Genomic DNA, 23,440 nt, shown 5'->3' with positions numbered 1-23,440 from the left:
ACAAAAAAAAGCAACGTTTGTTGCGTTAGAACCTTGAATGCAGCTAATTATACACCTTGTTGGCATTAGTTTTATTCGACATTTTCATTTGGTAAAGGTCAAAATTTTTCGCCCAAAAATCCTTTTCAATCTTTTCTAATTCAAATCCCTGTTTTTCATAAAATTTATGCACAAGTTGAGTTGTTCTAACGATAATTACTTCAATGTTTGTGTTTTCATTTATATGACTAATTCTATATTGAGTTAATTTCTTTCCGATTCCGTTTCGTTGCGAATTCGGGTCAATCATATCCCAAGAAATTCGAGCGATTTTTTGTTCAGTAAAATAGTTAATTCCGCCAGCTCCAATAATTTCTGAGTTAATCTCATAAACAAAATAATCTTCCACTTCGTTGACAAGGTAATTTTCAAAATCCTTTTCCTCTGAAGAGTCAAAATATTCAGGCGTATTTTTCCTAAATAATTCTAATATTTTTGGTTTATCAGAATTTGAATATTTTCTTATCATTCTTTACTAGTTGCGATTTTTTTCAAATTAATGCCAACGTCTACATGTATGATTTAGTTGCGTATTATGGGACTAATTTAGTAAACAAAACCGAAAGCAAGAAAATTCCGCAGGAATTTTCCAAGTAATCACAGGCCAAAGCAATTAATTATACATATTGTTAGCGTACGTGTAATTTTTAGAATTCTGTTAAAACTATATTTAAGTAACTGATTTTTAGGTTTTAATTTGCCGTACAGATTGCGTTTTGCTTGGAATCCGAAATCGTCTGAGTAATTAATTCCGAATTATAGCGCTTTGCTTTGCCATGCAGTTTTTCAGTCCGCCGTCCAGATTGCGTATTGCTATGGTCCGAAATCGCAAGAGTGAGTGAAATCCGAATTATTCCGGTTTGTTTTGCCGCAAAGTTTGTTAGTCCGCCGTATGAGTTTCGCATTGATTTTGTCCGAAATCGGCTGAGTAAGAAAGTCCGATTTGTTACGTTTTGCTTAGCCACAAAACTTATAAAACCATTTATATTTTAAACACTTTTTTAGTTTGGAAAGAGTAGGGTACTGCTTTGATTTTTAGTATTTAAACCACTGTTTTTCGGAGATTTGAGTGAACCATGTACGCTAACGGTCTCGGCTATGAGTAGTTGCGTGGTTTAGAACTTAACTTTGCAAGTACACACCAAACTGAAAATCCGCTAGGATTTTCAGAAGTAAGCGAGAACAAGCAATTACTTATAGCCATTGTTGTGCATAGTGCTTTTTATTCGGGTTTTATTTTTACTATTTTCCCGTCTTGCATTATTACAAGTTCACTATTTTTTTCTTTCTTAAATTCGATTAATCTTTCGTAAACCTTTTCAAGTCCTTTAACCACTTTATCTTTAAGCTCTATTTGTTTATCTTTTTTTGTCATAATATGCTTTTAATAAATTAAATTTTTCCGAATCGAGATTTGTTATTTCTTCATTCCCAAATTTTTGAGCGATGAGATTATGTTTTCCATAAGAGTTATCGAAAATTAGTGCTATATCGACTATTTCTAGATAAATTTCGAATAGGTTTTTTATGCCTTTTATATATCTTCTCTCAATTACGTCTTTAGGAATATTGTGTCCGCCTTCCTTTACTCTTATTTCTACACGTTCTTTAGCTAGTTCTATGTTCTCTAACCAAAAGAATAGTAATGTCACGGAATAACCTTGTTTTTTAGCTTGAAGAATTTTGTTTTTATAACTTCTTGTTGATAATGTAGTTTCGAAAGCGAAACTTTCATTTTCATCTAGGAGTTCATTAATTCTATTGAGCATAATTCTTCCAGCTTCAAAAGATACTTTTTCAGGTTGGAAAGGTGAAAGTCCTTTAGCAATTTCATCAGCGTTTACGAATTCTTTACATTCAATAATTTCGGGTAAAATTGTAAATGAAGCGGTTGTTTTTCCCGCTCCGTTGCATCCTGCAATAATGTAAAGGTTTTTATCTTTCATATCTATACAAAATTAGTCATTTTTTCTATAGTTGAAAGGTGATGGTGGTTTTTTCTGCATTATGCACAACGTTTATGTATATGGAAAGTTGCGTGTTTGTGTGCGAGGATTTTCCGAAGGAAAATCAGCAGCTAGCAAACAAAGCAACTAACTTTGGTTTAAGGTAAAACTAGCAATTTTTTATATACTGTGTTGTGGTTAGTTTTTTATTCGTTTCAATATTTCTGTCAACTTAAGGAATTCTAAATCATATTTTTTTATAGCAGTGGTTGTTTTCATATTCAAGTCCGACTACTATAATTAGTCCTTTTTTTAATTCGTTCTGATTTCGGAATTTTTCAAAAGACATATTACTTTTTTCTGTCTTGATACTCTTTCATTGCATAATTTATTTCTTCCTGACTCATTTGGTTTCCACAATAACGACAAATTTGAGCTTCCATCTTAATTGATTCTTTGCATTTATAGCACTGTTTTCTAGGTTCAACTCCGTATCTTAAGATTAAAAATGCAATCCATCCAAAAAACGGGTGAATTCCAAAAAGCATCCAAAGTTTAGAAACTCCTTTAATTTTTGCCCATTTTAACCCTAACCAAATAGGAACAACCCAGAGTATAATAATAAATAGTATAACAACTATAAAACCAATTACACCTTCAAATATATTTTCCATAAACTATTCTTTATCCTTTTAAATAATTAATTTTAATCTTCACTTTTCAAGTGTTTTTTTCGTTTTTTTAGTAATTAACAACAACGTCTACATGTATGATTTAGTTGCGTATTTCGGGACTAATTTAGTAAACAAAACCGAGAGCGAGAAAATTCCGCAGGAATTTTCCAAGTAATCACTAACCAAAGCAATTAATTATACATATTGTTGCCAACAGTACTTTTAACGAGTTTTGAGGTTCAATAATTTACTTAAGACTTAATTTTTTAAAAACCAGTAATTTGTAATGCTTTCGAAGCAAAAGAATATTAATCATCCTTTGCTCTTTCATATACGTCTAATGTCAAAAGGATTTCAGTTTCCATTATTGCTGTTTCATAAATATTTGAGCAGAATATAAAGGAAACATTATAATCTGCAGAATCAAAATCATAGTCATATTTAACCCATTGTTCCATTCCACAAATTGAAAACCAACGACTAAACAATCTTTTTCTGTTCAATTGTCTTGAATCTGCACTATCGCATAAAAAGTGCAACACTAGCGATTTGTCAGTTTGTAAAAATTCAATTATGATTTTTAATATGGTTAAAGATATTTTTGTGTCCTTTTTTCCTTTTAGTCCATTTATTTCACCAAAATCTAGAGAATATAAATTATTTAACGGAAAAGTTTCCTGAGACATATTTCTAAATGCTACATAGTATGTAAGATTGAGCTCAGTGTAGAAATAAAAATAGGGGCCATCAGCCCCTTGTTCTTTATAATATTTATACATAACTATCTGTTATCCTTAGCCTTTTCTTTTATTTTAGCTATGATTTTCTTTCTGTGCTCTTCTTTATCAAGAGCCATTCTATCCAATACTTTCATTGTATTGTGATTAGCTTTTATTGTTGTTGAGCGTATCATTGCATTATACTTTATTGGTTTATATCAAACAAAATTACAATAAGTATTCCAAAATAAGTATATACTTTATATAATATGTACTTATGGTGTATTTACTAATTATAGTTTTTAGTTATGGTGTGTTAGTCATTTAATCTTAGTATAGCTTACAGGTTTATAACGAAATAACTTAATATTTTAATAAAAATAACAAACTTATGTAAGGTGAAAAAAGATTCTAATAAGCTTGACTTTTTAATACATAAGAGTGAATTTGTATTGTTGGCAACGGTCTTGTGTATGAAACGTAGCGTATAAATAAACGCTAACTTTTCGGATTTAACACGAGCCGAATTTTTTATTTTTATGTTTAATTTTCTTTTCTAAATATAACCAAATAAAAAATTTGGCGTACTTTGTAAATATACAAAAACCTCTCGGAAAGCCTATAATAGCTATGTTTTATACACGTTGTTAGCCACTGGCTTTATTCCGCAAACTTGCTAGCGTTGGCGTTTAAGCTCTTTTAAATTTGTGAGGCACGAGCAAACTTTAAATGTGCTTGAACTTGCGTTGGCTTTACAGATACTTTTTCAGAATATTTTGTTTTTGTTCAGATATTGATTCTAATAATGTTTTTTCTTTTTAATTATTGACTCTTGTTTCTCTATTAGTTTTATAATTCTTTTTTGTTCTTTGATTGCTACGAAAGGAATTAAAAGGTTCTTAATCCTTGTTAAATTAGCCATTGTGAATTTTCCTTTGTCTTTGTTAAAATTAGATTCATAAGTAGCTAAAAGAACATAAAATAAATATTTAGGTAAAAGAACGCTTTTGTCTTTTGGATTTATTCCGGCAATATTTTGATTTGTTGTTGTTTCAAAATTAAGGAAAGCCACTTTACCAATTGTAGCACCTACTAATGCAATTAAAGTTGTTTCCTTTGAAAATAATCGTGCGGATGAATTTTTTAATCCTAATTCGGTTATTTTTTCCTCAACAATACTTTCCGAAATTATTCTATTCTGGCAAACTCTTGAGCCAACCCAATTTATATTACCGTTCCAATATTCACTTACATTTCTTTTTGGTGTTCCACCACTTTGAACTACACATAAATCTCCTATTTTTTTAGGTGAACTATCTTTAAAAGTATCGTCAATTATTTCTTCGATTGTTTTTTTAGCTACTAAAATTTTCTGTAGTGATTTCTCTTTGTTTTTTTCAATTTTATTACATTCTGTAGCAATCTCTTTTTGCACGTCAATTGTTGGTAAAGGTATTTTGAAATTTGTTATGTCCGTTTTGTTAATACTTGGATATTGACCTTTTCCCATAGTACTTTCTATTTGGGACATTAAAGGTTCAAATTCCATAAATAGATTTAAAAGATATTGATTAGAATATAATTTTTTATCCTTTGTACTGATTACAAAAAAGCCTGTTGAAAACAAACAATCTTTTACATCTTTATCCACTAAAGCAAAAGCTTTTAAATATGGACGTACAGATGAAATTATAATATCATTTTTCTCTGCAATTCTTCTTGCTCTAGAAGGTGCATCTTTACCAAGAATTTTATTGTTATATTCTATAATACCAGTTCCTTTACCTACCGAATCAATGTCAACATATATAAATTCTTGGTTAGGTTTCGATTCTGGATTAAATGATGTTTTATTTATGTCAAAGCAAGATTTGATTTTAGCTAAAGGCCATTTAGTTGCTATATGCTGTGATTTTTTTGGTGTTAATGATATTTGTTTAGTAAAGTTTGTCCTTGAAAAGTCTAGCATATTTACTAAAGGACTTTTAGTTACAAAATCATTTAATTTTTCAGGTATATTAATTGGTTTTCCTAAATAATGGCTAACACGGTTCGATTTGTGCCAGTGATTTCGGAGTTACTGTGCCGTTGATTTCGGTTTAAATTGTGCCACACGGAAATTGAGTTAGCTAAAAACGGTTTGATTTGTGCCAATGTTTCCGTTTCGATTTGTGCCACTTTAAGAGATCAAGTAATTACCTTATTGCTCTAAAAAGCGATATGGCCAACACACTTGATCCAATGGACCTAAAACAAATTATCAACTTAAAACAAGATGGTTATAGTAACCGTCAAATTGGAGCCACACTTGGCATTTCCCGCAACACTATAAATAGCTATATACACCTATTTAAAGGTAGTGGTTATAGTTTTAAGGAGTTATTAAAGCTAGACAACCATACCCTAGAAAAGCTCTTTACATCTCATACAACCATAAATAACAAACGCTATGATGAATTGATGCTTTATTTTGAAAGTATTAATAAGGCTCGGAACCACCCAGGATTTACTTTTTTGTACCACTACACAGAATATAGTCAAAAGGTTAAAGACCCTTATAGTTACACTCAATTCATGGAGCATTACCATCGTAAATATGCCAAGATCAAGGGATCTATGAAACTTGAACACGAGGCAGGGAAAGAGATGTTCGTGGACTTTGCTGGAAAAAAACTTCAGATAGTAGACAAAATCACAGGCGAGATACTTCCAGTAGAGGTCTTTGTTGCCATGCTCCCTAACAGTCAGTATACCTATGTTGAGGCTTGTATGAGCCAAAAGCGTGAAGATTTTATAAGTTGTTGCGAAAACGCCCTTCATTTCTACGGGGGAGTACCCAAGGCCATCGTATCAGACAATCTAAAATCAGCCGTTACCAGATCTAGTAGATACGAAGCTCAGGTTAACCGTAGTTTTAAAGACTTTGCCCGCCATTACAACTGCGTGGTCAATCCAACGCGTAGTTACTCCCCTCAAGATAAAGCGCTGGTGGAAAACGCGGTGCATCTAGCTTATCAACGGATTTATTATCCCCTTCGGGAAATGACCTTTTTTTCTTTAGCAGATCTAAACAAAGAGATAAAACTTCTGCTAGAGTGCTACAACAACCTATTATTCCAACGCAAAGAAGCTAGTCGTCTGGAGCTCTTCCAAAGCGTCGAACGAGAGTATCTAAAACCCTTAAGCAGTACACGCTACGAGATAAAAGAATATAGAAGAGCTAAGGTTCAGAAAATAGGCTATATCTATTTTTCACCAGATAAGACTTACTACAGCGTTCCATATCGTTACATTGGCAAGGAAACCACGCTACACTATACCAAAGGCATGGTAGAGGTGTATTATAATCAACAGCGCATAGCTATACACCAACGTAGCGGTTCCAAAGGCGCATACATAACCAACAAGGATCACCTTAGTAGTTCTCATAAACAATACAGCCAGTGGAGTCCGCAATACTTTAAGAACAAGGCAGCTGTCCATGGTAGTTATGTTGCAGCATGTGTCGAGCGGATTATTGCTGCGTTGGATTATCCTGAAACAGGGTATAAAAGAGCTATGGGCGTTATACAACTCCATAAGTCTTATGGCTCCCAAAGGTTAGATAATGCTTGCAAAAGAGCCATACAGGCTGATGCTGTAAGCTACAACAGGATAACCAACATACTGAAGAATAATCTAGATCAAAGCTCCTTATTCCTACAAGAAGAAACAGACCGAGGTTCTCATATCCCCAAGCATGCGAACATCCGTGGGGCATCCAATTATAAGTAAAAACAACACGAAAAAATCACTTAAATTTTATACATATATGAATACAAATCACACCATCGAAAAACTCAGAAAAATGAGATTAACAGCTATGGCTGAACTCCATCACAACCACCTTAGTGATAACCGAATAGAGGGTCTTACGCCAGATCAATATCTAGCATTGCTTACCGATCACCAATGGGAAGACCTTCAGAATAGAAAGATAAAAAGGCTTACAACGCAAGCAGCCTTTAAGCAGGGAGCTACACTTACAGATATTAATTACCTGCACAACAGAAGCTTGGACAGAAATATGTTCGAGCGTTTGGCTACTCTAGATTTTGTACAAAAAAAGGAAAACTTGATTATCACAGGATCCTCTGGAGTGGGTAAAAGTTATATAGCTCAGGCATTGGGACATCAAGCTTGTATGATGAATAAAAGAACCCTATACACAAATACTGCTAGACTGATGAAACGATTAAAACTAAGTAAAGTAGATGGCACTTACCTTAAAGAACTTGCAAAACTATTAAAAGTAGATCTGCTTATCCTTGATGATTTTGGTTTACAGAGCTTCGACAATCAGGACAGAGAGGCGCTTATGGACATAATCGATGAAAGACATGATAAAAAAGCAACGATTGTAGCTTCACAAATACCTGTATCCGCTTGGTACGATATTATCGGCGAAAGCACTATCGCTGATGCGATACTAGATCGTATTGTAAATTCATCGCATAGGATAAACCTTACTGGAGAATCCTTGAGAAAAGGTAAGTTGAAAGAACAGTATTAATTAAATTTAACTATTATTGTATGATCTCTTAAAGTGGCACGGTTTGACCGAAATACGTGGCATGGTCACTCCGAAATAGCCAAATAAGCTTCTTGGATATAATTATTTATTTTATCAGGATTATTTCTGTTATCTTCATCATAAAGAGGCGTTATATGTTTGCCTTTAGCATTTACATTAAGCTTAATTCCTTCATTACCTTTTGCAGTACTCCAATCATAACCTAGAAATTTTTTATTTTCCTTATTATCATTTGGTGCTTTTACGATTACGACTTCAGTTGGGTTTTGACTTGCTAAAACATAATAGTAAAGTTTCTCTTTTTCAATTTTTGCTATATAAGATATAAACAAAGAATTTAATTCTTCCTCCTGTTTTGTTTTCGAAAGCTTTTTGAAATTAGTTTGCTTTTTCTTATTTTTTATACTGCTTAATTCATCAAAACTATTCTTATAATCTTTGAATTGCGGATTCTTTAAAAGTTCATCACTTGGCTCTGATTTTAAAAGTGTTTGATATTGTAAAAAATCAATTTCAATATGATTACAATAGTCTTTAATAAAATGTTCGTCTTCAAAAACTTTTTGTTTCTTGTCTATTGAACTAAACCAAGACTCGATTCGGTTTTCAAAATGGTCTGCCTGTTCTGGTTTGTTACCTTTTCTTCTAATAAATAAGGTTGCCGTATTTGTACCTGTTTTACCAAAAGTACCAGACCCAAATTCAGTAATTGCTATTATGTCAAAATATTTTAGCAAAATACTACGAGTAGCGACATAGGTGCTATCATCTTTTGTTAATAGAGGTGAAGGCAGAATAATACCAGCTACTCCATTACCTGATAACATTTGTTTAGCACGTTCTATAAAAAAACATTCAATAGAGTTGTTAGTTAAAATTTGTTTGTCATCTATCGTACTTATTAATTCATAACTTTCTTTACTTTCCTGGTCGAGTGTACTTAAAAAACCTTTTACACTATATGGCGGATTCGCAACTAAAATTTGATAATCATTAGAATTAAATTTTTCGTTTTTAGTTAAAGCATCAGCATAAGTAATGTCAATATTATCTTGACCGTACATAAATGCAGAAACTTTTGCAACTTTTGATAAACGATATTCTTTTTCAATACCGTGAATTTCTTTGTGATATTCTTCAAGACTAACTTCTTTATTGGCTTCTATAAATGGTCGCATTTGTGAAGCTAATTCGTTTAAGAAATGTCCAGAACCACAAGCGTAGTCCAATGCTTTTGGTATTTGTTGACTTTCAGTTATTATACTTTCTAAAGGCAATGATTGAATTAAAAATCTAGTAATAGGCATTGGTGTAAAAAATTGCCCTTCTGATTGTTTAACACCTCCATCCAAAAAGTTTTCAAACATATCTCCCAAAAACTGATTTTTGGTATTACTTTTTATTTTGGTGTCTTGAAATAATCGAACGATTTCAATTAGTACTTCTGCATTTTCATAAAATAAACGTTCGTTGTGAACGTCTATAAATGCAAAATCATTATTTGTAAAAAATTTAAGTTGTTTAAAATAATCTTTTATCGTTTCTCTTGTTGCATCTGGGTCGTTTTTAAAAGCCCAAAATGCTTTATCTATTTGTTGATTATCTATATAAGTCACATCTTCTTTTAGGAATTCATTCATTCCTGTTTGATATAACTTTTGCAATCTGTCTTGAAGTTCAAATGGTGTGTCATATGCGACACCTTTCCAGTAGAACTGTAAATCTGTTGGATTATTCTTTTCATCAACAATTTTGCACAAAAATAAATTGACGAGCTTGTCAAAAGCATTCTCACGACCAGAAACATTATACTTTCTTAAAATGGTAGCAAAGGCGTGATGTTTACTTTGTTTTGTTGAACTATCAACTAATCTTAAATCGTCAATAGAGTATTTTTTCTTACCAATATTATATGGTTGAATATCTTTTTCAAAAAGTCCTTTAGTAGTAAAGTCTTTTTGATATGTGTTTTTCCAAACTCGATATAAATCTTCTCTAATTTTAGCATCTACGAAGCTCTCAAATTTTGGATTGTCTTCTAGATATTGTTTGTTATCTAATAATGTAATTAAACGATAATTTGCTTTTACTTTCTTGTCAATAAAATCAGAAGCGTATAAGCACAAAAAAGAAGCATCTTTTTCTTGTTGTGCATAACCAAAAAGTTGACTTCCATTTTCTAATGTTTCGTTCCAATGTTTTGTAAATTCAGTTCCTGCGTTTTTACATTCTATGATTAGCAAAGATTTCCCCTTATTATCTCTTACTAAAACATCTGCTCGTCCGCCACTTGCTCCGTGACCAACTTTCCATTTTGGTTCTAATTCTATATGTGCAGGATTGTAGCCTTGTTCTAGAAGTCGGTTTACACATTCTAGAACTACAAAGTTTTCGTTTGATGAAAGATTACAAGTTTGTCTTTCATTTATTTTTAAGCCTTTGTTTTCTGGGTAAACAATTACTTTCTTTTTGAAATCAATTTTTAATAAACAATCAAAGGATTCAAATTTTTTAGTATAAATTTCTCCTTTAGAAGTAAACTCTAAATTTTCTAAAACTTCTTTAAAATTCTTAATTGTTATCATTTATTCAATTTAGTTCTTTCAATTAATAATTCTTTTACTTCTACATTTAGAATTTCAGCAATCTTGTATAAATCTTCTAAACTTGGTTGCCTTTTATTTTGGGCGTATGAGTGTACCATATTGTAACTCTTCCCAAGTTGTTCAGCCAACCAGATTTGTTTTATTCCTTTCTGTTCTAAAACCTCTTTAATTCGGTTCATTTTGAATTTTTTTTAATTCAGTTTACTAATGTAAGAACATTTTTAAATATACTCACTAAATGAGTATTAAAATTATCATTCCGTAAGAGTGAGTTGTGGGAAAAGGCAAGCTCTTTTTATTTTGTGAGGCACGAGCAAAATAAAATGTGCTTGACTGCGCGTTGGCTTTTCAGAGCTTGTGGCTAACGGTCTCGTGTATGATTTGTGGCGTGATTTAGCATCGAATTTAACAAATAAAAACCGAATAGAATATTCCGCAGGAATATTCGTAAGCAAGCTCGACCTAGCCATTAATTATACACCTTGTTGCCATTAGTACTTTTTTTGTTCAAAATTTAGTTTTAATCAACAAAAGTTTCTCTAATAATATCTTTACAATTCTGTATTTCAGATTTCGATAATTGGTCAAAGGTTTTTAATATTCGAGATTTGTCAATTGTCCTAATTTGGTCGATTGCAATCATTCCTTTTTTTCCGCTGTGTTTTACTTTTATTCTGGTCGGATAATTTTTCAAGTTCGTTGTCATTGGTGCAACTACGATTGTTCTTAAAAACTTATTAATTTCATTTGGCGAAATAATTACACAAGGTCTTGTTTTTTTAATTTCACTACCAATTGTTGGGTCAAGATTTACCAGTACGATAGAATACTGTTCTAATTCCATTCCTCAAAATTTTCGTCCTCAAAAACATCATTGAATAATAATCGGTCGTCATTATTCTCACGCATTTCTTGAAAAGCTTTTTCCCAGTTTTTTCTCGGACTACTAATTGGTTTAAGGATTATTTGTCCTTTTTCCAAAATCATTTCAACTTTGTCTTTTATGTTATACTTTTCTAAAATAGTCTTACTTAAACGTAGACCTTTAGAATTTCCGATTTTTATAATTGCTGTTTCCATAACATTTTATTTGTAATTACAAAGTTAGTACAAACTATTCAGTCCGCAAAGTTTTTTCGGTATTAATGGCAACGGTCTCGTGTATGATTAGTGGCGTTATTTAGCACGGAATTTAACAAATAAAAACCGAATAGAATATTCCGCAGGAATATTCGTAAGCAAGCTCGACCTAGCCATTAATTATACACCTTGTTAGCACTAGTAATTTTATTTTGTTTAATAATCTTGGACTAAAACCTCTGTCGGAATATGCAGAGTGACATTTAGTTTTCTAATCATTTCTAAAGTCAGTTTACGCTTCTTGTTTAGGATTTCACTTACTCTACTTTTAAATCCGACAACTTCGGCTAAATCCTTTTGTTTCATTCCCATTTGTTCCATTCGAAATTTTATTGCCTCTATAGGATCTGGCATTCCGATTGGGAAATTCTCATTCTCGTATTTGTCAATCAAAATCGAAAGTATTTCAAGTTCATCACCTAGTTCAGTTCCTTTTTTTGAGTCAAAAATTTCCTCAAGTCGCTCAAGAGCATTTTGATAATCTTTTTCGTTATGTATTGGAGTTATTTTCATTTTAAATTTCGTTAGCGTTAATTTTATCATATTGCGCGTGAGTTCCTATAAATCGTATCCAACAGATTTGAAACTCGAAATTGAATTTTACAATTAATCTGTAGTTGTTCCCTTTTATATTAAAGACTATTCTATTGTCTTTTAAAATACTCGCATTTGGGTATTCTGTTTTAAGTTCGTTTATGGAATTCCATGCAGCTTTTTCGGTTTCTCGATACCACGATGTTAATTGTTGTTCACTATCAGGGTGTTTTATCCAAAAATCACGTAAAGTTCGTTTTGCAATTACTCTCACATTTTATTATTTTGTTGCAAATATATGAAAAAGTTACCAATACGGTAACTTTTCCTAGTTTTTTTTATTTGTGCTAACGTCTACATGTATGATTTAGTTGCGTATTATGGGACTAATTTAGTAAACAAAACCGAGACCGAGAAAATTCCGAAGGAATTTTCCAAGTAATCACAGGCCAAAGCAATTAATTATACATATTGTTAGCGTACGTGTAATTTTTAGAATTCTGTTAAAACTATATTTAAGTAACTGATTTTTAGGTTTTAATTTGCCGTACTGATTGCGTTTTGCTTGGAATCCGAAATCGTCTGAGTAATAAATTCCGAATTATAGCGCTTTGCTTTTCCATACAGTTTATCAGTCCGCCGTCCAGATTGGGTATTGCTATGGTCCGAAATCGCAAGAGTGAGTGAAATCCGAATTATTCCGGTTTGTTTTGCTGCAAAGTTTGTTAGTCTGCAGTATGAGTTACGTATTGCTATTGTCCGAAATCGTCTGAGTAATTGATTCCGAATTATAATGCTTTGCTTTGCCATCCAGATTGGGTATTGCTATGGTCCTAAATCGCAGGAGTGAGTGAAATCCGAATTATTCCTCTTTGTTTTGCTGCAAAGTTTGTTAGTCTGCAGTATGAGTTACGTATTGCTATTGTCCGAAATCGTCTGAGTAATTGATTCCGAATTATAATGCTTTGCTTTGCCATCCAGATTGGGTATTGCTATGGTCCTAAATCGCAGGAGTGAGTGAAATCCGAATTATTCCTCTTTGTTTTGCCGCAAAGTTTGTTAGTCTGCGGTATGAGTTTCGTATTGCTATTGTCTGAAATCGGCTAAGTAAGAAAGTCTCATTTGTCACGTTTTGCTTAGCCACAAAACTTATAAAACCATTTATATTTTAAACAGTTTTTTTAGTTTGGAAAGAGTAGGAGAGTGCTTTGAATTTTAGTAGTTAAACCACTGTTTTTCGGAGATTTGAGTGAACCATGTACGCTAACGTTTTTGTATAACGAAAGCAAGGGTTTAAAAATAATTTACTTTCGGTTAGTCGTTGTGTTTGTTTTGCTTCTAATTTTGGGCTTAGAAACTTCGCCCTTATTTTTGTTATACATTGTTGTGTACAGTACTTTTATCCGTTATTGCACTCTTTACATCTGTAGTTAAAACTTTCAAATATCTCTTCATAGTTCAAGCATCCTTTATCAACCAAAACATAGTATTTATCACAAGCGTATTCATCACAAAAGTCTTGAGCGAAACGGTCTATTTTATCATCAGAGTTAAAATCCTCGTACCATCTGTTAAATTGTATTTCTCTTTTGCATTGTCTACCATCTGAATCATCACATCTGTACATTATTCCGTTACAACTTTTTCTTAAAATTTTATCAAATATTTGAAATATTGTAGCTCCAACTCTATAGTCTTTCGGACAATTTTGGTCAGTACATATTACATCAACTTCTAAAATATCTCTACATTCAGAGCAATGTTCTTCGAAAAACCTATCGCTGAATTTAAACACTACTCTGTATAGATTGTGGTTGTCAGTCACAAAAGAATAGTTTAGTCCAGAGACTTCTTTGATTTCGTAAGGTTCGTAGTTTTTCATTTTTACACACTTGGTTTTTCTCCAAAATCAGGTCTATCTTTTTGATTGAAATAAGTTGTTTTTTTATGTTTTGGATGCATTTTTCCATTTATTTCCACCCATTCCAAAACCTCGACTACTTTCTTTTTGTCTTTATATATGATGTATGTCATTTCGTTTTTCGTATTGTGCACAACGTCTCCGTATATGAAACGTAGCGTGTAAAAAAAACACTATCGTTTCGGATTATACACGAGCCGAATTTTTAAATTTTTCTTTTTATCTCTATTTTACTAAAAGCCAAATTTAAAAATTTGGCGGTCTTAACAAATACACACAAACCTTTCGGAAAGCCTGTAATAGCTATGTTTTATATACATTGTTGTGCCCAGTTATATTTTAGCTTTCGGAACAGCACAAACACTTTCGGTTATTAAACTTACAATTTTATAAAGAAACTGTCTTGGACAAGTATCTATTATTTCTGTTATTAACGGATACATTTCTCCACTTAAAATTTCTTGAGTTTTTGTCGGTCGGTATCTTGCTAAACTGCCCATATAAAATGTCATCATTAATAAATTCGCAAGTTGATGATATGCATTTGGTTTTAAATTCACATAATATTTATAACCATCTCTGGTCAGCAGAATTGATATGTCAAGTTCTTTATATTCTTTACAAATATTTTTGTAAATACGAGGAAAATTGTCGTGAGTATAATTCTTTCTTTTAGCACTTCTGTAAATGGAATCTCCGTTGTCTTCAGTTTCTCTTAGTTTGAAGTATTTTTTTCTGTTGTTTTTGTAAAATTTATCGATTTGTAATCTTGCGTCATTTTCTTTTCTAAAGCTTAATTCTGTAAATAATTTTGTTTTGTCTTCATTGGTTAAAAAGTCAATCGATACAGGAAGATATTTCCTTTGCGAGATTTTCCCTAAAGTATATCCTAATTCGTGTATTTCTGGAATATCACAAATAATATCTTTAATATTAATCTTATGTTTTCCTATAATGGGTTTGCCTAAATGTTTAGAGAATTCAAGGAAAATATTTGTGCAATTTTGAAGAGGACCAAAAACTGTCAATTCATCAGGATTATGTCCTAAAGAAATTCCGTGACTTTCTTCTTTCTTTTCTAATTCAAGCCCTTTTACAGATAAAAATGCTTTAGTCAGATTAAGTAAGGAATAATAGCAAAGAGTTGCCTTAGTCGGCAATCTTGTTTTTTCAGCAGCAATCTGAAAACTTTCCGCTTGTTCTGAAAAATATTTAGCTTTAATCAATCTTTTCTTTTTGTCTCCTTGTGAACTATTGATTTGTTGGTCAATCCAAGCTCTTAAATATGCCCAAGGGTCAGAAGTTAAAACATATGAAGTTCCAGGCTCGGAATTAAATGGAAAATACTTAACTCCTTGGTGTTTGTAGGTAGCTTTTATTCCATTTTCATATTGTCTTGGCATAGTTTGGTTTTAATTGGGCACAACGGTCTCATGTATGGGAAGTTGCGGACAAAAGGAGAATGATTTTCCGCAGGAAAATCAGCCGTCCTAAAATGCACTTGCCATTAAGTTTTGCCTAAAATAGCAATTTTTTATACATATTGTTGGCGCACGTGACATTTTTAAGCAACTAATTTTTGCATTTTGCATTGCCGCATAGTTTATCAGTCTGCCGTCCAGCTTGGGCATTGTTATGGATCCGAAATCGTAAGAGTAATTAAATCCAATTATTGCGCTTTGTTAAGCCGCACAGTTTGTCTGTCCGACGTAATGCTTGCGTATTGCTTGGAATCCGAAGCCGCATGAGTGAGTGAAGTCCGATTTATTAGGTTTTGATATACGCACTGTTTATCAGTCCGCCGTAATATTTGCGTATTGCTATGGTCCGAAATCGGCTGAGTAAGAAAGTCAGATTTACACGATTAGATTTGCCGTAATATTGGTTTTTAGGAATATTTAACCGTTATTTTTATTACGCTGGGCAATCATGAGCGCCAACGGTCTCGTGTATGATTTGTGGCGTGATTTAGCACCGAATTTAACAAATAAAAACCGAATAGAATATTCCGCAGGAATATTCATAAGTAAGCTCGAACTAGCCATTAATTATACACCTTGTTGCCAGTAGTTCTTATGCTACTTTAAATTCCGATTCATTCATTTCGATACTAAATCGAACGTTTGCTTTCAATGCTCTGAACACTTTTAAAATCGTTTCTATAGTTACGTTTTTAGTATTTCTTTCCAATTTTGATATTTGCGATTTTTGAACACCGATTAATTCTCCGAGTTGTTCTTGAGTCAAATTTCGTTCTTTTCGGACTGACTTTATCATATCTCCAAGCACTTCCATTCGCAAGTCAAATTCGTATTTGTCTCGTTCTGGTGTTCCAACTTTTCCAATGTCCTTGTCCTTCATTTGGTCAAGTGTCATCATTTTCATTTTTTTGTTTTTCGTTGCCATAATTTCAAGTTTATTCGTCAAAATATTCAGCTCTAATTTTCAATGCTTTCTCAATTTCTGATTTAGGAACTTTACTAACTTTTTTTACCATTCCGTGTGTAGATAGCACAAGAGTTTCGGTTTTATCTGTTTTGTCCCAAAATGCAAAGAGTCTGTATTGAATTCCTTGATAAAGTGTTCTAAATTCCCAAATTTCGTCTGTTAATTTTTTAAACAGTTTTGGGTCATTTTCGAGTTTCGCTTTATCCAAATTGTAATAGATTTTCTTTTTTGCTTTATCGTCCAATTTGGACATAAATTCTATAGCTTGTTCAAGAAAAACTACCTCAAATTTTGGTTTCATTTAGTTTTTTTTGTCATTATATTTTAGCAAAGATAACAAAAAAAGTTGAATTATATGGAAACTTTTAATGGTTTTGTCTGCATTACTGGCAACGGTCTCGTGTATGATTTGTGGCGTGATTTAGCATCGAATTTAACAAATAAAAACCGAATAGAATATTCCGCAGGAATATTCGTAAGCAAGCTCGAACTAGCCATTAATTATACACGTTGTTGCCAACCGTTTTTTATTCAGATTATTAATTTTAAAATCAAATATCATGAGAAAATTTAAATCAGACATAGATGAAATTATATTTTATCAGAAGGGAACATTATGGGTATTAGGAATTTTATTAATTCTAAAATTGCTAAACCTATTCCTATGAAAAATCCAACTCTAGCAAACCATTTAGTTCTAGGAAATTCCTCTAAAGTTTTTTTTGCTAATTCAAAATCAACCTCTGTTTTTTCTAAACTATCTAAATATTCAATTCCAGACAATTTTATTTTACATTTTTCTGGTTTGTCAGATGGCACAACTCCAATCCAATCGCCTACCATTGGACTAGATGGATATGGTTCTGTTAAAATCAATTCACGCTTTTTTAAATCAGATATTACACTTTTTAAAAAATCAAAATCAGATTCTATTTCAGAAACATCCATAAATCTACCATTATTATTTTCAGATAAATGCTTTAATATTTTATATTCTAAAGTATGTTTCATTTTTCAGAGTGTGACTGGTAAATGGTTGGCAACAATAGTATATAGAACATTATGTTCTATATGTGACCAAATATAGGGATATGAATGTAATGTTTTATAAATCTTTTATATCAAAATGTAAAAATAAACGGTTTTTAACTAAATCAATCGTCTAACGGATTTTTTATAGCCTTAAAAGTAGTGGTGGCTACATGCGTGTAAATTTCAGTGGTCTTGGTCGAACTATGACCAAGTAAAACCTGAATCTGTCTGATATCAACACCATCTTCTAACAAGTGAGTTGCAAAACTATGTCTTAAAATATGAGGAGAGACTTTTAGGCGGATGCCCGCTTTCTTTGCGGCTCTTGATACAATTTGTGCAACACTTTGAGCTGAATATTGCTGGCCATACGTGCCTTCTATTAGGTAGGTTTTAGGCCGCCATTCTTTGTAATATTGACGTAAATCCACCAGTAAGTTTTCAGAAAGTATCGTAAACCTGTCCTTTTTCCCTTTACCTGCATTAACTCGAATTACCATTCTAGAGCTGTCAATATCTTGGAGTTTTAAATTAATCAATTCGCTGCGTCTCATACCCGATGAATATAAAATAGAAACAATACATTTATGTTTTATGTTATTCGTATTGGCAATAATGCGTTTTACCTCAGCTTTAGAAAGTACCGTTGGCAACTTCTTTTCTTTCCTTGGCCGCTCAATTTGATAAAACCGATTAGGCATGCCTAAAACCATTTCATAGTAAAATTTAATACTGTTTATGGCAATGTTAACAGAGGAATCCGATTTACCTTCCTGAACTAATTTTAATATATATAGCCGCACATCATTTTCATTAATCGCGTCTATCTCCTTACTGTAGTAATAATTAATAAAGGCTTCAAAAGCCGAAATGTACGATTTGGCTGTGTTGTTAGCATATTTTTTAATTTCCAATTTGTCTAAATATGAAGTAGGGCATAAGCGGTAGTTTTGTGGTATCGCACGATTTCTAAACCAAGTAATATCCAAAGGTTCCGTGTTTTCATTAATTGGCTTGTTATCAAAAAAATAATTCGCATTTACCCAGGCAACACCCGTAAAAATTTTATAAATGAAATCAAGGTTTTCTTTTGTGTTTTTAACATAAGCCATATTAAACTCCTTGCTCCATTTTACCTCAGGCAGTTCTTTAACCAAGGCGTGAATAACCTTATCTGTGTTAAACTGCAATCCTATAAAACGCTCTTCCCTAATTAATAAATGCTTTAAAGTAATGCTTCGTCCCTTGTACATGTTTTTTTTGGCAATATATACGACAAAAAAACATTAGTAGTATATTATATAAACAATATTCGTATATTATGCTTTTAATGTGAAATTTATGAGGTTTTATAAAAATTGTTTGTATTGTAATGAAGCTTTAAGCGGAAGAACCGATAAAAAATTTTGTGATGTGCAGTGTAAAAGTGCTTATCAATATCAGCAATCAAAATTACAGCCCGAACGGTTCTATAATAAAGTAGATAATCAGCTGAAGCTTAATCGAAAAATTTTAAAAGAATTCAATAAAGGCGGAAAAGTAACGCTTCGAGCGGAGCTGCTCATGGATCAAGGTTTTAACCCAAATTTCTTTACCCACTATTGGAAAAATCATAAAGGTGAAGTGTATCTGTTTGTATATGAATACGGATTTCTTAAAATTAAAGAGAACAATAAAACCAAATACCTCTTAATTTTATGGCAAAATTATATGGAGCATAAATTACACGAATAGTTTATAAATAACCATTCCTAACCGGTCTTGGTGAATTTCATAGGACACCAATTTTAATGATACTTTTGATATCAAAAAGCTATTACAAATAATCGGTGATTATTAATTGTTTAATCTAATACTAATGAAACATACATATAAAATACAAGGAATGAGCTGTAATGGGTGTCGTTCGCATGTGGAAAAAACACTATCAGAAGTAGAAGGTGTTTCTGAAGTTTCCGTGGATCTTGAAAAAGCCGAAGCGACTATAAACATGGTCAACCATATACCTCTTGAAACATTTCAGGAGGCTTTAAAAAATGATGGCGGACCGTATGCCATTCATAACCTCCATGAAAAACCCTGCTGTAGTAGTCAGCACAAAAAAGAAACGGTAACGCCACCTCCAGGGCAGGGTACAGGTGTATTTTACTGCCCCATGCATTGCGAAGGAGATAAAACCTACGATAAACCCGGCGATTGTCCCGTTTGCGGTATGGATCTCGTAGAAGAGCAAAACCTTTCGCTAGGGCATACTAATCAGTATACTTGCCCCATGCACCCAGAAGTCATCAAAGATGAAGCTGGCGATTGCCCCATTTGTGGGATGGATTTAGTGTCTTTGGAAGCTGATTTATCTTCCGAAGAGAAAACCTACAAAAAATTACTCGGTAAATTTAAAATAGCTGTGGCCTTTACTTTGCCCATTTTTTTAATTGCCATGAGCGAAATGCTTCCAAACAATCCATTGTACACGTTTCTCGATCAAAAATATTGGAATGTGGTACAGTTCTTATTGTCCATTCCTGTCGTTTTTTATGCAACATGGATGTTTTTTCAGAGGGCTTATAAAAGTATCCTAACATGGAACCTAAACATGTTCACCCTTATTGGTATTGGCGCTGGAATATCCTGGCTATTTAGTGTATTCGGATTAATTTTTCCTAACATTTTTCCAGATCAATTTAAAACCGAATTAGGTGCTGTTCATGTGTATTTTGAAGCGGCTACAGTTATTTTAACCTTGGTGCTTCTAGGACAGCTTTTAGAAGCTCGAGCCCATAGTAAAACCAATGCGGCTGTTAAAGAGTTGCTTAAACTAGCTCCCAATAAAGCCGTTAAAGTAATTGATGGCCAGGATGTTGAAGTGCGTATAGATAACATCGCCACCCAAGACATCTTAAAGGTTAAACCTGGAGATAAAGTACCTGTTGATGGCGTTATTACCCAAGGTGAATCTCGCATTGATGAATCCATGATTACCGGCGAGCCCATGCCGGTAACTAAATGGGTTGGCGATAAAGTGAGTAGGGGTACTATAAATGGTAATCAAATGTTCCTTATGAAAGCCGAAAAGGTGGGCAGTGACACCTTGTTATCGCAAATCATTCAAATGGTTAACGATGCCAGCCGTAGCCGCGCACCCATTCAAAAATTGGCCGATAAAGTCTCAGGGTATTTCGTTCCCGTAGTCGTAGCTATTGCCTTAATAACTTTTGTGGTTTGGGCTCTTTTCGGGCCAGAACCTGCTTATGTTTATGCCTTGGTTAATGCTATTGCCGTGTTAATAATTGCTTGTCCGTGTGCACTTGGTTTGGCAACGCCCATGTCGGTTATGGTGGGCGTGGGTAAAGGTGCTCAAAACGGCGTGCTCATTAAAAATGCAGAAGCACTCGAAAAAATGGATAAAGTCAATACCCTAATTATCGATAAAACAGGAACCATTACAGAAGGGAAACCCAGCGTCGAAAAAATCGAGGTTTTTAATAGCGATTTCTCGGAAGAAACCCTGCTTCAATTCATGGTATCGTTAAATACCAATAGCGAACACCCATTGGCTGAGGCGACCATTGCCTATGGCAAAACAATGAATGTTCAGGTTTTGAAATCTGAAAACTTTAATGCGGTAACAGGAAAAGGTGTTGAAGCCACCATTGAAGGTAAAAAAGTAAGTCTTGGAAATCCTAAAATGATGGACCATGCCCATGCTGAAATCACTTCCACAATGTTTGAAAAAGCTAAAACCTACCAACAACAAGGCAAGACCGTGTCGTTTTTAGCGGTTGATAAAAAAGTAGTTGGTTTTGTGGTGATAGCCGATAAAATAAAGGAAACAAGCGCTCAAGCTATCAAAGAACTGCAAAACAAAGGAATTGAAGTGATAATGCTTACAGGTGATAATTTTGATACGGCTCAGGCTGTGGCACAAAAACTAAAACTTGACGATTTTAAAGCCGGATTGCTCCCTGAGGATAAACTCAACCTGGTTAAACTTTTACAGAAACAGGGTAAAGTGGTTGCCATGGCTGGCGATGGTATTAATGATGCTCCAGCACTCGCTAAAAGCGATGTAGGATTAGCCATGGGAACAGGAACCGATGTGGCCATAGAAAGCGCCATGATAACCTTGGTTAAAGGTGATCTACAAGGTATTGTAAAAGCCCGAAACCTTAGTGATAAAGTGATGCAAAACATCAAGCAAAATTTGTTTTTCGCATTAATCTATAACACCGTAGGAGTGCCAATCGCAGCAGGGGTATTATTTCCGTTTTTCGGAATCCTTCTCTCACCCATGATTGCAGCTCTAGCCATGAGTTTTAGCTCGGTTTCGGTGATAGCTAATGCCTTACGTTTAAGAAATGCTAAAATTTAGAGCTTTAAAAAATATCTTTTTTTGTAATGTTTAATTGTGGAATAGTTAAATCCTGTAATATAGCACCAACTCACAACCGACGCCGTATCCCCTAAAAAAGGGATCATAGGGGTGTTTTTGTGAAGTTGAATCGTCGAAATGTTTACCCGCTTAATCGAAACAGCCATTCATTAAGTTAAATATCAATGATTATGAGAATCTGAAAGAAATTCAGATTGACGTAAAATCAACTTTTAAGATAGTTTTTAGAGAAGCGTTACCCAATTACATTCACAGAATTTCCCGCTATAAAGGCCTCTAAATTTTCAATAGCAGTTTTCATCAAACGCCTTCGCGCTTCTATTGGTGCCCATGCAATGTGTGGAGTAATGATGCAATTTTTAGCCGATAATAACGGGTTATTTGCATCAATAGGTTCAACCGAAGCGACATCAATAGCAGCGGCGAAAACTTTATCATTGTTAAGTGCGGTTTTTAAATCTTCTTCATGTATTAAGGGACCACGGGAGGTATTAATAATCATAACACCATCTTTCATTTTGGCAATATTGGCTTTATTGATAATGTGCTTCGTTTCTGGGAATAAGGGACAATGAAGGCTGATGATATCGGAGTTTTCTAACAATTCATCTAGAGATACAAATTTGCAGGTTTCCGATTCTAATTCCGGGTACTTTGTTCGGCTGTAAGTCAGTATGTTTAATCCAAATGCTTGTGCTATTTTTGCTGTAGCTTGTCCAATATTTCCGAAGCCTATAATACCTAAAGTCTTCCCATCCAATTCAATGAGGGGATGGTTCCAAAAGGAAAAATCGGGACTGGAACTCCATGCACCATTTTGTACCGCCTGGTTGTGATTACCAACATGATGACACATTTCAAGCAACAAAGCCATGGTAAATTGCGCCACAGATTTCGTGCTATATTCAGGCACATTGGTTACTGTAATATTATGATTTACAGCAGCTTCAATATCAACAACATTATATCCCGTAGCTAAAACACCTATGTATTTTAAATTTGAAGCCTTTTCTATAACCTCTTTTGTAAGTGGTGTTTTATTGGTAAACACAATTTCGGCATCACCAATGTTTTTTAATACAGTTTCCGCTTCTAATCTGGTACGATCATAAACGGTTAAATCTCCAATTTTCTTTAAATCTTCCCAGCTTAAGTCTCCCGGATTTAAGGTATATCCATCTAAAACTACAATTTTCATGATTTTATATTTTACAGCAATATACAAAGCATATTGTTATTATTTCAATTGTTGTACTAAGTAATTACTCGTGAAAAAGGAGGGTATAATTGTGTTTTTTACGTTTAATAGTAGAAATGTTGAACTGTGTTAATATCCCCTAGAGGACTATCGAGATGCAAACACCGTTTTTGTCGAAGATACCCAGCGTAGCTGATAGGGGTGTCATTTTTGGCAGATC

Annotated in this window: 24 protein-coding genes; 4 read left to right on the top strand and 20 right to left on the bottom strand. The window is 33.3% G+C overall.

Features of this window, described 5'->3' with window-relative positions:
- Positions 1-43: 43 nt before the first annotated feature.
- From C1A40_RS15990 to C1A40_RS15965, 6 genes are all read right to left on the bottom strand, one after another.
- On the bottom strand, positions 44-508 hold the full coding sequence (locus C1A40_RS15990; RefSeq protein WP_102996774.1) for a GNAT family N-acetyltransferase: 465 nt from the start codon (positions 506-508) through the stop codon (positions 44-46).
- A 753-nt stretch (positions 509-1,261) separates the two neighbouring features.
- Positions 1,262-1,414 carry a hypothetical protein gene (locus tag C1A40_RS18365; protein WP_194768792.1) on the bottom strand — a complete coding sequence of 51 codons (153 nt, stop codon included), beginning with the start codon at positions 1,412-1,414 and terminating at the stop codon, positions 1,262-1,264.
- Positions 1,398-1,985 carry an ATPase gene (locus C1A40_RS15980; RefSeq protein ID WP_102996772.1) on the bottom strand — a complete coding sequence of 196 codons (588 nt, stop codon included), beginning with the start codon at positions 1,983-1,985 and terminating at the stop codon, positions 1,398-1,400. The genes C1A40_RS18365 and C1A40_RS15980 overlap by 17 nt, the downstream gene beginning before the upstream one ends.
- A gap of 350 nt (positions 1,986-2,335) precedes the next feature.
- The gene (locus C1A40_RS15975; protein ID WP_102088547.1) at positions 2,336-2,659 is read right to left on the bottom strand and encodes a hypothetical protein; all 324 of its coding nucleotides are present in this window, start codon (positions 2,657-2,659) and stop codon (positions 2,336-2,338) included.
- A 308-nt stretch (positions 2,660-2,967) separates the two neighbouring features.
- On the bottom strand, positions 2,968-3,438 hold the full coding sequence (locus C1A40_RS15970; RefSeq protein ID WP_102996771.1) for a DUF6169 family protein: 471 nt from the start codon (positions 3,436-3,438) through the stop codon (positions 2,968-2,970).
- A 739-nt stretch (positions 3,439-4,177) separates the two neighbouring features.
- Positions 4,178-5,347, bottom strand: coding sequence for a restriction endonuclease subunit S (locus tag C1A40_RS15965; protein WP_102996770.1), 1,170 nt, complete (start codon positions 5,345-5,347; stop codon positions 4,178-4,180).
- Positions 5,348-5,598: 251 nt separating this feature from the next.
- On the opposite strand from C1A40_RS15965, the gene istA reads away from it, so the two are divergent.
- Together istA and istB are read left to right on the top strand one after the other, a co-directional pair.
- The gene (gene istA / locus C1A40_RS15960; RefSeq protein ID WP_102996769.1) at positions 5,599-7,152 is read left to right on the top strand and encodes an IS21 family transposase; all 1,554 of its coding nucleotides are present in this window, start codon (positions 5,599-5,601) and stop codon (positions 7,150-7,152) included.
- Positions 7,153-7,189: 37 nt separating this feature from the next.
- Positions 7,190-7,930 carry an IS21-like element helper ATPase IstB gene (gene istB / locus C1A40_RS15955; protein ID WP_102994337.1) on the top strand — a complete coding sequence of 247 codons (741 nt, stop codon included), beginning with the start codon at positions 7,190-7,192 and terminating at the stop codon, positions 7,928-7,930.
- Between the two features lie 65 nt (positions 7,931-7,995).
- Here the strand turns inward: istB and C1A40_RS15950 are convergent, their stop codons facing one another.
- The 13 genes from C1A40_RS15950 to xerA all read right to left on the bottom strand — a co-directional run bounded on the left by C1A40_RS15950 (position 7,996) and on the right by xerA (position 18,885).
- Positions 7,996-10,536 carry an HsdM family class I SAM-dependent methyltransferase gene (locus C1A40_RS15950; protein ID WP_102996768.1) on the bottom strand — a complete coding sequence of 847 codons (2,541 nt, stop codon included), beginning with the start codon at positions 10,534-10,536 and terminating at the stop codon, positions 7,996-7,998.
- The gene (locus tag C1A40_RS15945; RefSeq protein WP_102996767.1) at positions 10,533-10,736 is read right to left on the bottom strand and encodes a helix-turn-helix domain-containing protein; all 204 of its coding nucleotides are present in this window, start codon (positions 10,734-10,736) and stop codon (positions 10,533-10,535) included. The genes C1A40_RS15950 and C1A40_RS15945 overlap by 4 nt, the downstream gene beginning before the upstream one ends.
- 341 nt (positions 10,737-11,077) lie before the next feature.
- Positions 11,078-11,401 (bottom strand): type II toxin-antitoxin system PemK/MazF family toxin, encoded by a 324-nt coding sequence (locus C1A40_RS15940; protein WP_067145652.1) that lies wholly within the window; start codon positions 11,399-11,401, stop codon positions 11,078-11,080.
- Positions 11,392-11,637, bottom strand: coding sequence for an AbrB/MazE/SpoVT family DNA-binding domain-containing protein (locus C1A40_RS15935; RefSeq protein WP_102996766.1), 246 nt, complete (start codon positions 11,635-11,637; stop codon positions 11,392-11,394). The genes C1A40_RS15940 and C1A40_RS15935 overlap by 10 nt, the downstream gene beginning before the upstream one ends.
- 216 nt (positions 11,638-11,853) lie before the next feature.
- Entirely contained in the window at positions 11,854-12,210 is a 357-nt protein-coding gene (locus tag C1A40_RS15930; RefSeq protein WP_102997242.1) for a helix-turn-helix domain-containing protein, read from the bottom strand.
- 1 nt (position 12,211) lies between these two features.
- Entirely contained in the window at positions 12,212-12,505 is a 294-nt protein-coding gene (locus tag C1A40_RS15925) for a type II toxin-antitoxin system HigB family toxin (protein ID WP_102996765.1), read from the bottom strand.
- 1,125 nt (positions 12,506-13,630) lie between these two features.
- A complete protein-coding gene (locus C1A40_RS15920; RefSeq protein WP_102996764.1) occupies positions 13,631-14,113 on the bottom strand; it encodes a DUF6169 family protein in 483 nt (160 codons plus the stop codon).
- 2 nt (positions 14,114-14,115) lie between these two features.
- The gene (locus C1A40_RS18245) at positions 14,116-14,265 is read right to left on the bottom strand and encodes a hypothetical protein (protein WP_158651389.1); all 150 of its coding nucleotides are present in this window, start codon (positions 14,263-14,265) and stop codon (positions 14,116-14,118) included.
- 219 nt (positions 14,266-14,484) lie between these two features.
- Positions 14,485-15,555 carry a YaaC family protein gene (locus C1A40_RS15915; RefSeq protein ID WP_102996763.1) on the bottom strand — a complete coding sequence of 357 codons (1,071 nt, stop codon included), beginning with the start codon at positions 15,553-15,555 and terminating at the stop codon, positions 14,485-14,487.
- A gap of 670 nt (positions 15,556-16,225) precedes the next feature.
- A complete protein-coding gene (locus tag C1A40_RS15910) occupies positions 16,226-16,558 on the bottom strand; it encodes a helix-turn-helix domain-containing protein (RefSeq protein ID WP_102996762.1) in 333 nt (110 codons plus the stop codon).
- 10 nt (positions 16,559-16,568) lie between these two features.
- Positions 16,569-16,901, bottom strand: a complete 333-nt coding sequence (locus C1A40_RS15905; RefSeq protein WP_102996761.1) for a type II toxin-antitoxin system RelE/ParE family toxin — start codon at positions 16,899-16,901, stop codon at positions 16,569-16,571.
- Between the two features lie 290 nt (positions 16,902-17,191).
- Positions 17,192-17,611, bottom strand: coding sequence for a hypothetical protein (locus C1A40_RS15900; protein WP_102996760.1), 420 nt, complete (start codon positions 17,609-17,611; stop codon positions 17,192-17,194).
- 143 nt (positions 17,612-17,754) lie between these two features.
- Positions 17,755-18,885, bottom strand: coding sequence for a site-specific tyrosine recombinase/integron integrase (gene xerA / locus C1A40_RS15895; protein WP_102996759.1), 1,131 nt, complete (start codon positions 18,883-18,885; stop codon positions 17,755-17,757).
- A gap of 88 nt (positions 18,886-18,973) precedes the next feature.
- On the opposite strand from xerA, the gene C1A40_RS15890 reads away from it, so the two are divergent.
- Positions 18,974-19,366: a hypothetical protein gene (locus tag C1A40_RS15890; protein WP_102996758.1), complete on the top strand. Its 393-nt coding sequence runs from the start codon at positions 18,974-18,976 to the stop codon at positions 19,364-19,366.
- Positions 19,367-19,490: 124 nt separating this feature from the next.
- A complete protein-coding gene (locus tag C1A40_RS15885) occupies positions 19,491-22,001 on the top strand; it encodes a heavy metal translocating P-type ATPase (protein ID WP_102996757.1) in 2,511 nt (836 codons plus the stop codon).
- 256 nt (positions 22,002-22,257) lie between these two features.
- Here the strand turns inward: C1A40_RS15885 and C1A40_RS15880 are convergent, their stop codons facing one another.
- Entirely contained in the window at positions 22,258-23,220 is a 963-nt protein-coding gene (locus tag C1A40_RS15880; RefSeq protein ID WP_102996756.1) for a D-2-hydroxyacid dehydrogenase, read from the bottom strand.
- Positions 23,221-23,440: the final 220 nt, after the last annotated feature.

Source organism: Tamlana carrageenivorans (genome assembly GCF_002893765.1).
GTDB lineage: Bacteria > Bacteroidota > Bacteroidia > Flavobacteriales > Flavobacteriaceae > Pseudotamlana > Pseudotamlana carrageenivorans.
The sequence above is the reverse complement of the archived record's forward strand: the minus strand, read 5'-3'. Positions and strand labels throughout refer to the sequence as shown.

Coding starts and splice junctions, on each gene's coding strand:
- C1A40_RS15945 (WP_102996767.1), bottom strand. CDS start 10,736: ATGAACCGAATTAAAGAGGTTTTAGAACAGAAAGGAATAAAACAAATC.
- C1A40_RS18245 (WP_158651389.1), bottom strand. CDS start 14,265: ATGACATACATCATATATAAAGACAAAAAGAAAGTAGTCGAGGTTTTG.
- C1A40_RS15940 (WP_067145652.1), bottom strand. CDS start 11,401: ATGGAATTAGAACAGTATTCTATCGTACTGGTAAATCTTGACCCAACA.
- C1A40_RS15990 (WP_102996774.1), bottom strand. CDS start 508: ATGATAAGAAAATATTCAAATTCTGATAAACCAAAAATATTAGAATTA.
- C1A40_RS15975 (WP_102088547.1), bottom strand. CDS start 2,659: ATGGAAAATATATTTGAAGGTGTAATTGGTTTTATAGTTGTTATACTA.
- C1A40_RS15950 (WP_102996768.1), bottom strand. CDS start 10,536: ATGATAACAATTAAGAATTTTAAAGAAGTTTTAGAAAATTTAGAGTTT.
- C1A40_RS15905 (WP_102996761.1), bottom strand. CDS start 16,901: ATGAAACCAAAATTTGAGGTAGTTTTTCTTGAACAAGCTATAGAATTT.
- C1A40_RS15890 (WP_102996758.1), top strand. CDS start 18,974: ATGAGGTTTTATAAAAATTGTTTGTATTGTAATGAAGCTTTAAGCGGA.
- C1A40_RS15965 (WP_102996770.1), bottom strand. CDS start 5,347: ATGCTAGACTTTTCAAGGACAAACTTTACTAAACAAATATCATTAACA.
- C1A40_RS18365 (WP_194768792.1), bottom strand. CDS start 1,414: ATGACAAAAAAAGATAAACAAATAGAGCTTAAAGATAAAGTGGTTAAA.
- C1A40_RS15920 (WP_102996764.1), bottom strand. CDS start 14,113: ATGAAAAACTACGAACCTTACGAAATCAAAGAAGTCTCTGGACTAAAC.
- C1A40_RS15935 (WP_102996766.1), bottom strand. CDS start 11,637: ATGGAAACAGCAATTATAAAAATCGGAAATTCTAAAGGTCTACGTTTA.
- istB (WP_102994337.1), top strand. CDS start 7,190: ATGAATACAAATCACACCATCGAAAAACTCAGAAAAATGAGATTAACA.
- C1A40_RS15915 (WP_102996763.1), bottom strand. CDS start 15,555: ATGCCAAGACAATATGAAAATGGAATAAAAGCTACCTACAAACACCAA.
- C1A40_RS15970 (WP_102996771.1), bottom strand. CDS start 3,438: ATGTATAAATATTATAAAGAACAAGGGGCTGATGGCCCCTATTTTTAT.
- C1A40_RS15910 (WP_102996762.1), bottom strand. CDS start 16,558: ATGGCAACGAAAAACAAAAAAATGAAAATGATGACACTTGACCAAATG.
- C1A40_RS15885 (WP_102996757.1), top strand. CDS start 19,491: ATGAAACATACATATAAAATACAAGGAATGAGCTGTAATGGGTGTCGT.
- xerA (WP_102996759.1), bottom strand. CDS start 18,885: ATGTACAAGGGACGAAGCATTACTTTAAAGCATTTATTAATTAGGGAA.
- istA (WP_102996769.1), top strand. CDS start 5,599: ATGGCCAACACACTTGATCCAATGGACCTAAAACAAATTATCAACTTA.
- C1A40_RS15880 (WP_102996756.1), bottom strand. CDS start 23,220: ATGAAAATTGTAGTTTTAGATGGATATACCTTAAATCCGGGAGACTTA.
- C1A40_RS15930 (WP_102997242.1), bottom strand. CDS start 12,210: ATGAAAATAACTCCAATACATAACGAAAAAGATTATCAAAATGCTCTT.
- C1A40_RS15980 (WP_102996772.1), bottom strand. CDS start 1,985: ATGAAAGATAAAAACCTTTACATTATTGCAGGATGCAACGGAGCGGGA.
- C1A40_RS15900 (WP_102996760.1), bottom strand. CDS start 17,611: ATGAAACATACTTTAGAATATAAAATATTAAAGCATTTATCTGAAAAT.